14 protein-coding genes and 1 tRNA gene are annotated in these 12,679 nt (G+C 53.8%); 4 read left to right on the top strand and 11 right to left on the bottom strand.

What is annotated here, in order from left to right; translation table 11 throughout:
- The first annotated feature begins 191 nt into the window (after positions 1-191).
- A complete protein-coding gene (nuoB, locus tag IE099_RS10565; protein WP_189569895.1) occupies positions 192-737 on the top strand; it encodes an NADH-quinone oxidoreductase subunit NuoB in 546 nt (181 codons plus the stop codon).
- The gene (locus tag IE099_RS10560; RefSeq protein WP_189569894.1) at positions 734-1,306 is read left to right on the top strand and encodes an NADH-quinone oxidoreductase subunit C; all 573 of its coding nucleotides are present in this window, start codon (positions 734-736) and stop codon (positions 1,304-1,306) included. Before nuoB ends, IE099_RS10560 begins: the two co-directional genes overlap by 4 nt.
- Here the strand turns inward: IE099_RS10560 and IE099_RS10555 are convergent.
- The 3 genes from IE099_RS10555 to IE099_RS10545 form a co-directional block, all read right to left on the bottom strand.
- Entirely contained in the window at positions 1,303-1,569 is a 267-nt protein-coding gene (locus IE099_RS10555; RefSeq protein ID WP_189569893.1) for a hypothetical protein, read from the bottom strand. The two genes, IE099_RS10560 and IE099_RS10555, sit on opposite strands and share 4 nt — an antisense overlap.
- Positions 1,570-1,579: 10 nt before the next feature.
- Positions 1,580-3,382, bottom strand: a complete 1,803-nt coding sequence (locus tag IE099_RS10550; RefSeq protein WP_189569892.1) for a glycoside hydrolase family 2 TIM barrel-domain containing protein — start codon at positions 3,380-3,382, stop codon at positions 1,580-1,582.
- Between the two features lie 85 nt (positions 3,383-3,467).
- Positions 3,468-3,725: a hypothetical protein gene (locus IE099_RS10545; protein ID WP_189569891.1), complete on the bottom strand. Its 258-nt coding sequence runs from the start codon at positions 3,723-3,725 to the stop codon at positions 3,468-3,470.
- A 122-nt stretch (positions 3,726-3,847) separates the two neighbouring features.
- On the opposite strand from IE099_RS10545, the gene IE099_RS10540 reads away from it, so the two are divergent.
- Positions 3,848-4,363, top strand: coding sequence for a hypothetical protein (locus IE099_RS10540; protein ID WP_189569890.1), 516 nt, complete (start codon positions 3,848-3,850; stop codon positions 4,361-4,363).
- Between the two features lie 6 nt (positions 4,364-4,369).
- On the opposite strand, the gene IE099_RS10535 is transcribed toward IE099_RS10540, so the two are convergent.
- The 4 genes from IE099_RS10535 to IE099_RS10520 form a co-directional block, all read right to left on the bottom strand.
- Complete coding sequence (locus tag IE099_RS10535) at positions 4,370-4,828, bottom strand: DUF1294 domain-containing protein (protein WP_229809477.1); 459 nt, start codon at positions 4,826-4,828, stop codon at positions 4,370-4,372.
- Between the two features lie 167 nt (positions 4,829-4,995).
- The gene (locus IE099_RS10530; protein WP_189569889.1) at positions 4,996-5,979 is read right to left on the bottom strand and encodes an alpha-ketoacid dehydrogenase subunit beta; all 984 of its coding nucleotides are present in this window, start codon (positions 5,977-5,979) and stop codon (positions 4,996-4,998) included.
- Positions 5,980-6,032: 53 nt separating this feature from the next.
- On the bottom strand, positions 6,033-7,118 hold the full coding sequence (locus IE099_RS10525) for a thiamine pyrophosphate-dependent enzyme (RefSeq protein WP_189569888.1): 1,086 nt from the start codon (positions 7,116-7,118) through the stop codon (positions 6,033-6,035).
- A 155-nt stretch (positions 7,119-7,273) separates the two neighbouring features.
- A complete protein-coding gene (locus IE099_RS10520) occupies positions 7,274-7,828 on the bottom strand; it encodes a DUF6580 family putative transport protein (RefSeq protein WP_189569887.1) in 555 nt (184 codons plus the stop codon).
- Positions 7,829-8,002: 174 nt separating this feature from the next.
- Here IE099_RS10520 and mnmG point away from each other — a divergent pair, with 174 nt between their 5' ends.
- Positions 8,003-9,877 (top strand): tRNA uridine-5-carboxymethylaminomethyl(34) synthesis enzyme MnmG, encoded by a 1,875-nt coding sequence (mnmG, locus tag IE099_RS10515; protein ID WP_189569886.1) that lies wholly within the window; start codon positions 8,003-8,005, stop codon positions 9,875-9,877.
- A gap of 38 nt (positions 9,878-9,915) precedes the next feature.
- On the opposite strand, the gene IE099_RS10510 is transcribed toward mnmG, so the two are convergent.
- The 4 genes from IE099_RS10510 to IE099_RS10495 form a co-directional block, all read right to left on the bottom strand.
- Positions 9,916-11,193, bottom strand: a complete 1,278-nt coding sequence (locus IE099_RS10510) for a hypothetical protein (RefSeq protein ID WP_189569885.1) — start codon at positions 11,191-11,193, stop codon at positions 9,916-9,918.
- Between the two features lie 83 nt (positions 11,194-11,276).
- A complete protein-coding gene (locus IE099_RS10505; protein WP_189569884.1) occupies positions 11,277-11,762 on the bottom strand; it encodes a hypothetical protein in 486 nt (161 codons plus the stop codon).
- Positions 11,763-11,815: 53 nt separating this feature from the next.
- Positions 11,816-12,505: a ribonuclease III gene (gene rnc / locus IE099_RS10500; protein ID WP_189569883.1), complete on the bottom strand. Its 690-nt coding sequence runs from the start codon at positions 12,503-12,505 to the stop codon at positions 11,816-11,818.
- Positions 12,506-12,554: 49 nt separating this feature from the next.
- A tRNA-His gene (locus IE099_RS10495) sits at positions 12,555-12,630 on the bottom strand.
- Positions 12,631-12,679: the final 49 nt, after the last annotated feature.

Below are 12,679 nucleotides of genomic sequence, written 5' to 3'. Positions count from 1 at the left end.
CGTTCTTTTGCCCATTTTTCGGCGGCCCGGATCGTTCGAAATGCAAGCGGGCTCCTTGCAGAATGTGGGGAAAAATGGGAGCAGAGCGCGAAACCGCCAAGGATTGACGGAGAGAAAAGCGGAGACTTTGTGAAAAATTTCACAAAGTCGGGCTTGTGAGTCCCTTCCGGGGCGGTAAAGTGCCCGCAGTTATGGTCACTAGCGAAACTTCCGGAGATTCTGCCGAAGCGCATGCCGCCTACGATTCCAAGATCGAGGGCAACATCATCTTTACCCGCGTGGATTCTGCCGTCAATTGGATGCGCAAGAACTCCCTGTGGCCGATGCCCATGGGTCTCGCCTGCTGTGCGATTGAGCTGATGGCGACGGGTGCTTCCCGTTACGACATCTCCCGTTTCGGTGCGGAGGTGATGCGCTTTTCGCCGCGTCAATCTGATGTGATGATTGTCTCGGGAACCGTGACTTACAAAATGGCGCTAGCGGTGAAGCGAATCTGGGATCAGATGCCTGAGCCCAAGTGGTGCATCGCGATGGGGGCCTGTGCTTCTTCTGGCGGAATGTATCGCAGCTATGCCGTGCTCCAGGGAATCGACAATCTTATCCCGGTCGATGTCTACATCTCCGGTTGCCCGCCCCGGCCCGAAGCTCTTTTGGAAGGCCTGATGCGCTTGCAGAAAAAGATTGAGGGCGAGTCCATCTTCAATCAGAGCAAAGAAGAAAAAACTGTCGAAGCATGAATTCCGAACTGATTTCCGCTGACGTTGATTCTCTCCGTGAGAAGCTGGGTACGGCCCTCCTTGAGACGGTTGAATTTCGCAACGAAACTACTGTTGTAGTCGAGTTGGCTTCTCTAGAAGCTGCTCTCAAAGAGGCGTTCGCACTGGGCTATGACTTTCTGATCGATGTCTCTAGCATCGACCACGACCAAGAGGAGCCTCGCTTCGAGATGGTTTACGAGTTGGCGAACGTCGATGATTCCAAGCACCTTCGCGTGCGCTCCAAGGTGGAGGAAGGCGGCAGCGTGCCGACTGCGGTGAATATTTGGAAAAGCGCCAACTGGCACGAGCGTGAGGTCTACGACATGATGGGCATCACCTTTGATGGTCACCCGGATATGCGTCGCATCCTGATGTGGGAGGGCTATCCCTACTTCCCCCTGCGGAAAGAATTTCCACTCGCCGGCAAGCCAACCGACATGCCGGATGTCGCCGCTACTGGAGTGGCCCCAATGGAAGGTGGCCCTTTCGTCACCAGCCCCGGTGGTGATCGTGTCTCCAGCGAACCACGCGCGAAGGGCGAGAGCTAACGTGTTCTCGTATTCTTTCTTTTCCCAACAAGGTAGCGCGTCAGGTCCAACAAGCCTGAGTATTTGAATTCTGGATCGGCGTAGTGATGCAGAACGTAGAAGGCGAAATAATAGAATCGGGAAAAGGACCAAATTACGATTAGGAGAAGGGCGAGGGTTTGAAGGTTTGGCGACTCGAGAAGAAGAATCGCTGCTGCAATCGATCCCAGTATGAGAAAGAGCGGACCTTTGAGTTTGAGGAGGCAAGGGCTCTTGATGTCCATAGGGATCCTTTTACTCAAATTTGATGTCATCTAGGAAGACGCGATAGGGAAATCCGCTTCCTTTGAAGACGAGCGTCAGAGGGTTTTTAATGCGACGGAGGTCTTTTCCGTCCAGAGAGAAAGTGAATTGCTTCCATTCGGTTGTTAGATTGATGGAACCGAAGTCGGCTTGAGTCGTGTTGGGATATCTGCCGGTTAGGGCCCCTCCCATATTGAGGGTGACTTGTTCGCCGCCCTTCTGACCACGCGCCCAGAGGCTCAAGGTCTTTGCTTCAGTTAGGTCGTAACCACCCGGATTGTTGTTTTCCCAATCTCCAGCAGGATGCTGCCATTGAAGACCCGACCAATCACCGCCGGAGTTGTATTGGACTTCCAGACAGTGTTCACCGCGATGAGGTTTAACTAAAGATTTAGGGTCGATACTGAGAAAGTTTTTTTCCGGCATTAGGCCCGATGGGCTCCAGAGCATCTCTCCCCCACCCTCCTGATAGACATAGGCAGGAAGACTGACTTTGGACGGGGGCTGAAAACTTTGCTTAGCATTGGATTGTAAGGTTTCGAATTTCAGTTTGCTATCATGGGATTGTTCGGAGACAGCTTCGGATTGGAAGACAAGCTTCTCGATTTCTTTCGGATTGAGAGCGTAAGGACTTTTCTTCCAGAGGTTTGTTAGGGCGAAGTAGGCCGCGCGGGGCCGGATCAGGTGGACTCCATTGTGAGTCTTGGGACTGATGGCGCAGACGCCGAACCATTCTTCATTCATGTTCTGGTCTGCGGCAGCATCGTGAGTGTATCGCGCGTGGTGCCAGCTTCCGCTGGTATTGTGTTTGGATAGCTCGTATTCCTGACCCGTCTTCCACCATTCGTCTGCCCATTGGAAGTGAAGCCCTCCGAGACAGTTGCCGCTTCCGCCGTTGTTAGAAGTGTGCCGGTAGAGGTCGACCCAGTTGTCATGAACCATGCGGGCCTGAGAGAGCTCGTCCTCCTTCTTTTCCACCGCGTGGTAGGCGTCGCAACCGGTCTCCATGAGAATGACTGGTTTACCCAATTTCGTTTTCACCTGTTCGAATAGGTCCGAGAAGTCCTTTCCTCGATAGGCATTCACTCCGAGGAAATCGATGTCGGGGCAGAGTTCGACAATCAGGTCCAGATACTGGAGGTCACCGTTGACGATTCCCACGGGATGCTTGGGGTCGAGCTTTTTCACTTCCAAGGCGATTTCGTTGAAAAGCGAGTAGAGATAGCGGGCTTTTGCTGATTGGCGTTCTCCCTCGGGGAGATTTTCCACCGCTTGCGAAACCCATTCGAGCCCGTAGTTGTTTTCGTTTCCGAGGGCATAGGCGAGCAGGCCGGGCACCTCGCGGTTTGTGATCACGAGGTCACGCCAGGTCTGCTTGATGTGTTCCCGGGTCTTGGGATCGGAGTAATTGGTTTGAGGCAGGAATTCCCCATCGATAGTGAGACCGTATCGGCCGCAATAATCGTTGGCGATGAAGTGGAGCCCGTAGTTCTCGTGAATGAACTTCATCCATTTGGCCGGGTAGACGTGTCGGAGGGTGTTTCCGCCCGCGGCCTGAATGAGGCTTAGGTCGCGCTCGAGGGCAGCCTTGATAATTTCTTCGCTCTCGGCGAAGAGGTTGTAGTCATACTTTTTTCCTACAGGAGTGTGGGACCAGGTGAAGCCTTTGATGTAAAAGGGCTTTGCATCGACGGTCATTTGCCATCCCGATGAGGTCTTCTTGATCTTGGTTTCGGCCGAGGAGGTTGAGACCAGGTAGGTGCTGAAAATAAGAAAAGGTAGAAGGATCTTCATGGTGAGGTTGCAGAAAATTACATTAGAAATCTGTCTGGTAAACGGGAAAGTTTTTATCGGCACGGATGGGGCGTGTCGGTTTGCCTTAGTTGCTGAGATGACCGGCGAATAAGAGATAGGTGAAGAGTCCGGGAAGAAAGGTCATGAGGAGATAGAGTCCAAATTTGGTCGAGCGCGCCAAGTCCTCAAAGAGTTGGCCTTTGAAGAGAGAGATAAGGTCGGGGGTGAGCGAGAAGCGGAGGCATTCACTGAAGTCCTCTTGATCCTCAAAGAAGAATCGAAAGAGAAAACGACCAGCGAAAATGGAAGCGGCAATGGCTGGGATGAGAGCGAGGATTTCCATTCCCCTTTCTTAGTCGAATGGGCGTTTGTTTTCGATGAGAAGCTCTTTTGAATTTTGGAACTCCGGGATCGGTGCATCTGCTTCTTGCTGTCGTTCGGCAAATGAGGCATGGATTCGTGGGTATGAAAGTGTGCTTACTTTTACTCCTATTGGTCAGCCAGCTGTTGGGTGAGAAGCCGACCTCATTTTATTCGACTACCGAATTGAAGTCGGTGGCGGTGATTCGGGATTCCGAACTCGAGGAAGACCCGGATATCGACCACTTCGAACATTTATGTCCAGGCTACGGTGGCTATGAACTTCTGCATCGGAGCGGTGACGCGCGCAGTTGGTTGGATGTCCGGTATGGTGAAACGACGAGTGACCTCTATCGCGAGACAATGGACAAGGCGAATGGGAGCTTCCCCTTTAAATCCAACGACGTGGTGGAATGGCGTGGGACTTTGAAGGGCAATGTCTTCACTCCTTTCGCTATTATTTATCGCCTGTGGGTTCAGGATCTTGAGAATCATGAGAAGTCCCACTCACGGTTGGTCGTGGTTGCGCTGAAGAAGGGAAAGTCCGAGATTATCGGCGTCTTCACGGGCGAAAAGGCCTCGGACGAGGCTCGCAAGAAGGCGGATTCTCTAATCGAATAGAAAGGGCTAACGAAATAGCCCGATCAAGTTCCGCGAGATCAACCAGTTGGTGACCACCTCGAAGGCGAGTAGCTGGTGAAGGCAGATGATGCTCCAGAAGATGAGCTGGTAGGAGGCTTTCTTGGTTTTGTGGCGGAGGAAGCGTTGCGCGAGAAGTGCCGCCGGCCAGCCTGCAAGGAACTCCATGAGATGGAGTGTGCTTTCCGGAATTCGCCATCCGTCTGTCTTTGCCTTTCGCTTGTCGGAGAAATAAAAGGCGAAGGTGAGGCCAGAGATGAGGGCGGCATAGGTGGCAAGGAAGCGCCAATCGATCTTTTGACTCAGTTCGATCGCCACCCAAACAGGCAGGAAAAGCAAGCCCAGAAAAATAGCGAGAGCCCAAGGCCATGAGAGTGGTGCCCGATGTTTTCGGGCTGGCGGGCCTTTAGCCGCAGGCTTCTCTTGGGGGTTGGGGTCTTCTTTCACTGAGAGGGAGAAACCGCTATGATAGGGAATTTGACAAGAGCATTTTCATCCTCGGGTATGGTCTTTGGGTCGTTTGCCAAAGCTGAGATTGGAAAGAAAAGACCCCAAGCGCTTTCGCCGTGCAGGCGGAAAACGGTTGGGGTCGAAAAAAGTATGAGGCTCTTGCCCTACGCGATCTCGAGGACTTTTTCCACCACCCGACGTGGGTTGGGAAGTTGCTCGTTCTCGATGTGCGGCGAGTAAATCGCGGGGGCATCGATGGTGCAGACGCGCTTCACGGGTGCATCGAGATAGTCGAACGCATGCTCCTGAATGAGCGTTGCAATCTGGGAAGAGACCCCATTGAAGGGCTTGGACTCGTCGACGAGAACCGCGCGATTGGTCTTCATCACTGACTTGATGATGGCTTCCTGATCGAGGGGACGGATGCTGCGGAGGTCGAGGACTTCGGCTGAGATACCGTGCTCTTTCTGCAAGGTTTCCGCCGCTTCGAGAGCGTGGAGGACACTGCGGCCGTGGGCGATGAGGGAGATGTCGCTGCCCTCGCGCTTGATATCGGCTTTTCCAAGCGGGATGGTGAAGTCGCCTTCGGATGGATCCGGCACGTGACCTTTGTTTCCATAAAGAAGGGTGTTCTCCATCACATAGACGGGGTCGTTATCGCGGATGGCAGACTTCATGAGTCCCTTGGCATCGGCGGGAGTCGCTGGGACGACTACCTTCAATCCTGGGAAAGCGGCGAAGAGTCCTTCGGGACAATGGGAGTGGGTCGCGCCGACATTGGTTCCGCCGTTAGCGGGTCCCCGCATCACGATTGGGCAGTTGATGAGACCGCCGGACATATAGCGGACGCAAGCCGCGTTGTTGACGAGTTGGTCGAAGGCTACGGAGTGGAAGGACCAGAACATGAGTTCCATCACGGGGCGGACGCCGAGCATGGAGGCGCCGATGCCCATGCCGATGAAGCCGGCTTCGGAGATGGGAGTGTCGACGACTCGCTTGTCGCCCCATTTTTCCCAGAGACCTTTGGTCACTTTATAGGCGCCGTTGTATTGCGCCACTTCTTCGCCCATCAGAACGACGCTTGAATCGCGTTCGAGTTCTTCGTCAAAGGCTTCGTTGAGGGCGTCACGGTATTCGATTTCGCGCATGAGATTTTGGAAAGGTATAATTTAGGTGGAAAGAGTTGTTCGTCTTCGCGGAATTAGTCGTTGAAGAAATGGCGGCCGATTTGGGAGGCTTCGGTTTCATTGTCGGTCTCCCAATAGACATGCTTGCTGATGTCTTCGAGGGTCGGTGGCGGCGAGCTTTCAGCAAACTCCGCAGCTTCGGTTGCTTCGGCCATGGCCTCTTTCCCGATTTGCTTGGCGTCCTCGGCAGTGAAGACTCCCTCCGCGATGAGCTTCTTCTCCCAGAGAATAATGGGGTCGTGCTCGTCCTTGTATTTTTGGATTTCCTCGGGGGAGCGATACTTCTTGGCGTTGGCGTCGGCGACACTGTGGCCATACCAGCGGTAGGTCTGGATTTCCAAAACGGTGGGCAGAGACTCTTTGCGTGCGCGCTCCATCGCGATGTGCAACTTGGCGCGAAGCTCGTAGATGTCTTCGCCATTGATGAGGTCCCAAGCCATGTCGTAGGACTCGGCGCGCTGGGCGAGGCAATCGCGGAAAGCGGAGGAACGCTTCTGGGAAGTTCCCATCGAGTAGCCGTTGTTCTCGATGATGATTACGGCGGGGAGTTCGAAGAGTGCGGCGATGTTCATGGACTCGTGGACCGAGCCTTGGTTGACCGCGCCGTCCCCCATGAAGGAGAGAGAGCATCCGACGTTCTCATTATACTTCACGCCATAGGCGAGACCGATGCCGAGAGGGATTTGGCCGCCGACGATTCCGTGTCCACCCCAGTAGTTTTTATCTGGAGCAAAGAAGTGCATCGAGCCGCCTTTACCTTGGGAGCATCCGGTGACTTTTCCATAAAGTTCGGCCATGCATTCCTTCATGCCCATGCCGACCGAGAGAGCGTGTCCGTGACAACGGTAGGCGGTGATCATGTGGTCATGGTCACCCATCAACGAGGCGCAAGAAGTGGCGATGCTTTCTTGTCCGGTGTAAAGGTGAAGGAAGCCACCCATCTTGCCGGCATTGTAGAACTTGAGGGATACCGTCTCGAAGCGACGTATACGCATCATGGTGCGATAGAGCTCTATCTTCTCAGAGTTTGAGAGAGACTTATTGATGGGAGAATCGGAGAAGTCGAGTCCGTCGACGTTCGGTTCAGGTGATGCGATCATGAGACGACATGGCCATACCTGCTTCCCGTCCTTCGCGCAAGCCGAGTTTGGTTTGGGCAGAAGGTTGGCTTATTTCGTCAGTTGCAGATCAGTTAGCAGAGTTCTCCGCATTGATAACTTTTGGAAAGCATTTTAACCCGCTTACAGAAAGCGGGTTAGCTAGTGGCGGGCACAGCATCGGAGGCGGAACTGCTAAACTTCATGCGATTTAGCACTATAATGATTCCCATAAAGAGAACCGTGGCAATCGCATCGTTCCGGAAGAAGGTCCAAGTCGGAGGAAGGCCGGGCAATCCGCTCCAAAGTGCTTGGGTGAATCCTGCGAAAGTTTTGCTGTATTGGGGAATGGTCAGCCAACTGATTGTGTTGGTGACGAAGTAAAACACTCCGGCCCCGGCAAGCGAGCCACCCAGCAAGGCCGGGGCGCTTGAGCGCTGTGAAAAGCATTTACCCAATAGGACGACTAGAGCAAAGGCAAAGAGCACAGAGAGCATCCATGGCTGGAGAGAGCCCGCAGCGAGAATGGACGAGGCCAGATAGCCTAGGGCAGGGACAAGGAGCCAGCGAGAGCTCTTGATCGCGGCGAGTCCAAAGAAGAGAGCGATGTAGGGCTGAAAGTGATAGATCTCAAAGCTGGCCGCAATCTGCCGGAAGACGAGCAGTGCGACGATGAAGCCGAGGAGGAGAGTGGGACGAGCGCCTGAGGACATGTGATTCTCTTATCAGAGTTAGTGAATTTTCCAATCGAAAACCAACTACTAGAAATCTAGTAGTTGGCTCGAGAAGTTCCACGTGGAACATTTCACGGCTTGCGGGTTTGGTCGGTGAGATTGGTTTTTGTGTTTTTGATTATTCGGGAAATCCCGCTATGGTCCCGCCCAGAAATGTTCACCTATCCCAAGCCTTATCATGTGATTGTCATTGGAGCCGGTCATGCCGGAGTGGAAGCTGCGCTCGCGGCCGCCCGCATGGGTTGTCAGGTCGCGCTTCTGACTCAGAATCTCGATACCATCGGGCAGATGAGTTGCAATCCGGCGATCGGTGGATTGGCCAAGGGGCACGTCGTTCGGGAGATTGATGCTCTGGGGGGCATCATGGCCCAGAACACGGACGCGACCGCAATACAATGGCGGATGTTGAATAGTGGGAAGGGGCCAAGCGTGAGAGCCCCCCGGGCCCAATGTGATAAAAAGGCTTACCAATTCCGCATTAAGAATATCGTCGAGTCCACGCCGAATCTGGATCTCCATCAAGGCAACGTGACGCGGCTGATTGTAGAGAATGATGCTGTCGTCGGTCTCGAAACGAACATGGGTCTTCGCTTGGATACGAAAGCGGTGATTCTCTCCGCAGGCACTTTCATGCGTGGCCTGATGCACGTTGGCAAGCAGACCGAAAAAGGAGGTCGAACTGGCGATGCCGTTTCCACAGTAAGTGATTCATTGAAAGAGCTCGGGTTTCAGGTCGAGCGTTTCAAGACCGGAACTCCTTGTCGTCTGAATGGACGGTCGATTGATTTTTCCAAATGTGAGCGCCAGGATGGTGACAATCCTCCTTCCCTCTTTTCCTATCATCCCGAGGAGTTGGAAAAGGGAGGTGATGACCTTTTCAGCCTGAATCATTATTCGGAGGAAGGAATGTTCCATGTGGAACAGTTGCCATGTTGGATCACTTGGACGAATTCGCAGACACATGATCATATCCGCGACAATCTTCACCTCTCGGCGATGTATGGGGGAATGATTGAGGGTGTTGGCCCGCGGTATTGCCCTTCGATTGAAGACAAGGTCGTCAAGTTCGCTGACAAAGAGCGCCATCAGGTTTTTCTCGAACCCGAGGGTCGCCACACGCGGGAGTTCTATATCAACGGCGTTTCAACCTCTCTCCCCTACTCAGTGCAGTTGGATTTCATCCGTTCGATTGAGGGACTCGAGAATGCTGAGATCATCCGTGCCGGTTATGCGGTGGAGTATGACTACTGTCCTCCCACCCAGCTTTACCCGACCTTGGAGACCAAGGCCGTATCCGGTCTCTACTTTGCGGGTCAGATTAACGGCACTTCAGGATACGAGGAAGCCGCGGCACAGGGTCTGATGGCCGGTACTAATGCAGCGCTCAAGATTCAAGGGAAAGACCCGTTTATCCTCGGACGAGACCAAGCCTACATTGGGGTGATGATCGACGACCTGGTGACCAAAGGCTGCACAGAGCCATACCGACTCTTCACCAGTCGGGCCGAACACCGTCTCCTTCTTCGTCAGGACACCGCCGATCAGCGAATCACCCCTCAGGCGCGCGAGGCGGGACTGATTCCGGATGACCGATGGAAGAGATTCGAGGAAAAGCGGGCTGCTCTTTCCGAAGGAGCAAAGTATATCAGAGAAACGGCCTATGACGGTGGGAAGTTGGAAGCTTGGTTCCGGCGCAACGAAAGCCAGTGGCAGGACCTCCCCGAGGAGATGCGGTCAAAGTTCCACATGGAACATTGGGGCATCCTTGAGAGCGATTTCAAATACGCCGGCCACATTCAGCGTCAGGCTCTGCAGATCGAGCGGATGGCCAAGCAGGAGAATGCTCCCCTTCCCGGTGACTTGGACTATCACGCCATCAGTGGTTTGAAGATGGAGGCCCGCCAGCGTTTCTCCGAGATCCGACCAACCACTCTCGGACAAGCGGGCCGAATCGCCGGAATCACTCCGGCAGATGTCGCGGTCTTATCCATTTGGCTGAAAAAAAGAGAGCTGGCGACAGGTCTCTAGGAGAAACCCGCGGCCAGCTCGATTGAGGGGGGCCAACTCTATTCAAACGCAGGGAACTGCTCAGCCTTCAGCAGCTCGTCTTTGGAGAGTAGCTTTCCACGTGGAGCAAAGTTCCCGATGGTCTTGCTTGCAAACTGCTCCTCCGTCGACAGGTCGTAGGTGAATACGGGGACTCGATTGAATCCATTCTCGAAGGTCTTGCTTGGAAGCATATGGCGGAAAACGAAAAGCGCCCGGTCCCCTGCCTCCCAAGGCATGAAATTCACTCCCCATTCCTTTGCTTTGCTCATCACAGCTTCCTCATTGTCGCCTATAAGAAAGTAGATGTAGCCGTCCTCGCTCACCTCCATCTTGGTATCCATCACGGTGCCGTGGGTGTAGGTCTCCTCGTCACCCTGACAGAGTGAAAAGTATCGAACTTCAGCCGCGCCAAAGTCGGAGGGCTGACTGGCTCCTTTGGGAGCCAGAAACCTGACCGCAAGGACTTCCCCTTCGTTCCGAACGACCGGCATTGTGAGATAAGCGTTGTCCCGGTTGGGGTAGGTCCCGCTCGTCTGGAAGTTAAACGATTCAACGGTCTTTCCGGGACGAAAATGGGTGAACGCTTTGGAGACAACCTGCTTCGCAATGATCTCCTTCAGGTTGAGAGGCTGGGTTCGGTCCCGCTTGTGAAGCTGAGCAAGAACGGCCTCAGGATTCTCCTCGAAGCTCAAGGCCCACTTCTTAAAGAGCGGGATGAGGTATTTCTGGGCTTCGGCTTTGCTCAAGGCTGGAATCTCATTGCTAGGTGCGGCTTCAATCGGTTCGGTTTGGCTTGGATCCAAGACGCTGATTGAAGGAAGGGCCACTCCACCTTCGATTCCTTCCTCAGGGACATAATGGCGAAGAAAGATCGAGACCTCGGTGAGATCATCTGGGAAGTAGAGGACATTCTTGTCCTTCGTCGGGGTTCCTTTGGGCAAGACGGTTAGGGTGTAGCTCTGTCCCTCGGGTTTGACTCCAGCTTTGAAGGGATTTGTTGCTTCATCGTCAGCAACGAGTTCGAAGTCCGTTATCGCTCCGAGAGAGGTCTTTGTTTGGTCGTTATAGATGTTGTAGCTGAAGTATCGGGTGGAAGGAAACTGGCCCGTAATTCGGATTCCTTTTTGATCACCCGCTTCTCGGGACCAGCCATATCGCCAGTAGACTGCATTCGAGTCCGGGAGATAAAGAACCCCAGGCTCGGATCCCACATAGGGGTCCTGCCAAAGGTGTTCGCTAGCTTGGACGGATTCAAAAAGAAGTAGGGTAGACGCAAAGAGAGAAGGTAGTTTCATTTGAGACGGCTGTTGTCGCCAGAAAAAGCCCTAGTGGATTGCCTTAAGCTCCGCAAATCGATTTTCCTCTTTGTGTGAGAAGCTCAACGATCACGAAGAGAAGAAAAAGTTCCACGTAGAACATTACCTTCACCGTCCCAGCCGAAACGGTCAATCGCGGAGAGGACCGATTGAAAGGATGGGATGGTGAGCTTTTCCTTCTGAAGTTGCTCGAGGTCCCGTTCGTACTCAGGAGCAAAAGTCTCTGCGAGATAGAAACATGCCCAAGCTCGCAGGGTGCGTATGCCACCCCGCGGACCGCTCATCCGAGTGGCCAAATGCTGATAATGGCGCACGGGATTTCCAAGAAAGCACTCCCTATCACCCCGATAGCGCTCGATAATCCAGACGACAGCCTGGTAGGCAGGTGGCCATGTTACTAAAACATCTTCGGTTTCAAGCTCGGCCATAAAGGACTTGTTGATCTGGAGAAGAGCCTGAGCAGGCTTCCCTTCTCCGAGAAGGGACTGGGCATAGGACAGCGCCGAAAGATAGAATTGAGAGTCCCGTCGTTCGCGGAAAGCTCTCATATCCCGCGCGCGCCAGACTCGGTCAGCAGGTGGAAGAAATGGGCAAAGAGAGCTCATGCCATTTCCCGCCACTTGCCTCTTTCGAGGGCGTTGGCTGCGGCGGCGACTTCAGCTGTCTTCTTACTCGCGCCTTCACCCCTCCCGAGCAAGACGTCTTGCCACTTTACTGAGGCAACAAAGACCTTGTCGTGATCGGGGCCGGAGGCGGAGAGAATCTCGTATACCGGACTGGTGGGTTGGATTGCCTGCAATACTTCCTGAAGCTCGCCCTTGGGATTGCCGGTATCGCTGCTCTTTGTGACCTCCTCTAGGGCATCGGCAACCAGATTGAGTGCAACCTCTTTGGCAGCGGAAAATCCCCCATCCAAATAGATCGCTCCCAACAAGGCCTCGATGCAGTCAGCCAAGCTCGAGGCCCGGGTGCGTCCCCCGTTCGCTTCCTCCCCTTTTCCGATCAGGATCGCGCTGCCCAGATTCAGCTTCATTCCATACTCTGCTAGCGCAGGCTTGGAAACGAGGCGCGCTCGCCATTTCGTGAGCGGACCTTCCCCTTCATTCGGAAAGCGCAGAAACAGCTCTTCCGTAACAGCCAATTGTAAAACAGCATCACCGAGATACTCAAGTCGTTGATTGTCAACGAGTTCTTCCTTGCTTTCAGCGACAATACTCGGATGCGTCAGCGCGGTTTGAAGCAAGACCGGATCATCGAATCGATAGGAAACCTTTTCCTCAATCGAACTCATTGAACTTTGGACTGCGCTTTCATTTTCAACAGTCACAACGAAAAAGAGATGGGGCGACCGACGGGACTCGAACCCGCGACAACCTGAATCACAATCAGGGGCTCTACCAACTGAGCTACGGCCACCAACTTAATAGCGGGAGGGGTTCTTACTCCCCTGCCCGGTATTATCAAG

The sequence above is a fragment of the Roseibacillus persicicus genome (assembly GCF_014651675.1).
GTDB classification, from domain to species: domain Bacteria; phylum Verrucomicrobiota; class Verrucomicrobiia; order Verrucomicrobiales; family Akkermansiaceae; genus Roseibacillus; species Roseibacillus persicicus.
This window is presented reverse-complemented; position numbering and strand designations above follow the sequence as displayed.

Bases quoted from the DNA above. Each gene is read 5' to 3' on its own strand.
- IE099_RS10545 (WP_189569891.1), bottom strand. From the start codon at position 3,725: ATGGAAATCCTCGCTCTCATCCCAGCCATTGCCGCTTCCATTTTCGCT.
- IE099_RS10525 (WP_189569888.1), bottom strand. From the start codon at position 7,118: ATGATCGCATCACCTGAACCGAACGTCGACGGACTCGACTTCTCCGAT.
- IE099_RS10505 (WP_189569884.1), bottom strand. From the start codon at position 11,762: ATGAGAGCTTTCCGCGAACGACGGGACTCTCAATTCTATCTTTCGGCG.
- IE099_RS10540 (WP_189569890.1), top strand. From the start codon at position 3,848: ATGAAAGTGTGCTTACTTTTACTCCTATTGGTCAGCCAGCTGTTGGGT.
- IE099_RS10555 (WP_189569893.1), bottom strand. From the start codon at position 1,569: ATGGACATCAAGAGCCCTTGCCTCCTCAAACTCAAAGGTCCGCTCTTT.
- IE099_RS10530 (WP_189569889.1), bottom strand. From the start codon at position 5,979: ATGCGCGAAATCGAATACCGTGACGCCCTCAACGAAGCCTTTGACGAA.
- IE099_RS10550 (WP_189569892.1), bottom strand. From the start codon at position 3,382: ATGAAGATCCTTCTACCTTTTCTTATTTTCAGCACCTACCTGGTCTCA.
- IE099_RS10560 (WP_189569894.1), top strand. From the start codon at position 734: ATGAATTCCGAACTGATTTCCGCTGACGTTGATTCTCTCCGTGAGAAG.
- IE099_RS10520 (WP_189569887.1), bottom strand. From the start codon at position 7,828: ATGTCCTCAGGCGCTCGTCCCACTCTCCTCCTCGGCTTCATCGTCGCA.
- IE099_RS10510 (WP_189569885.1), bottom strand. From the start codon at position 11,193: ATGAAACTACCTTCTCTCTTTGCGTCTACCCTACTTCTTTTTGAATCC.
- mnmG (WP_189569886.1), top strand. From the start codon at position 8,003: ATGTTCACCTATCCCAAGCCTTATCATGTGATTGTCATTGGAGCCGGT.
- rnc (WP_189569883.1), bottom strand. From the start codon at position 12,505: ATGAGTTCGATTGAGGAAAAGGTTTCCTATCGATTCGATGATCCGGTC.
- nuoB (WP_189569895.1), top strand. From the start codon at position 192: ATGGTCACTAGCGAAACTTCCGGAGATTCTGCCGAAGCGCATGCCGCC.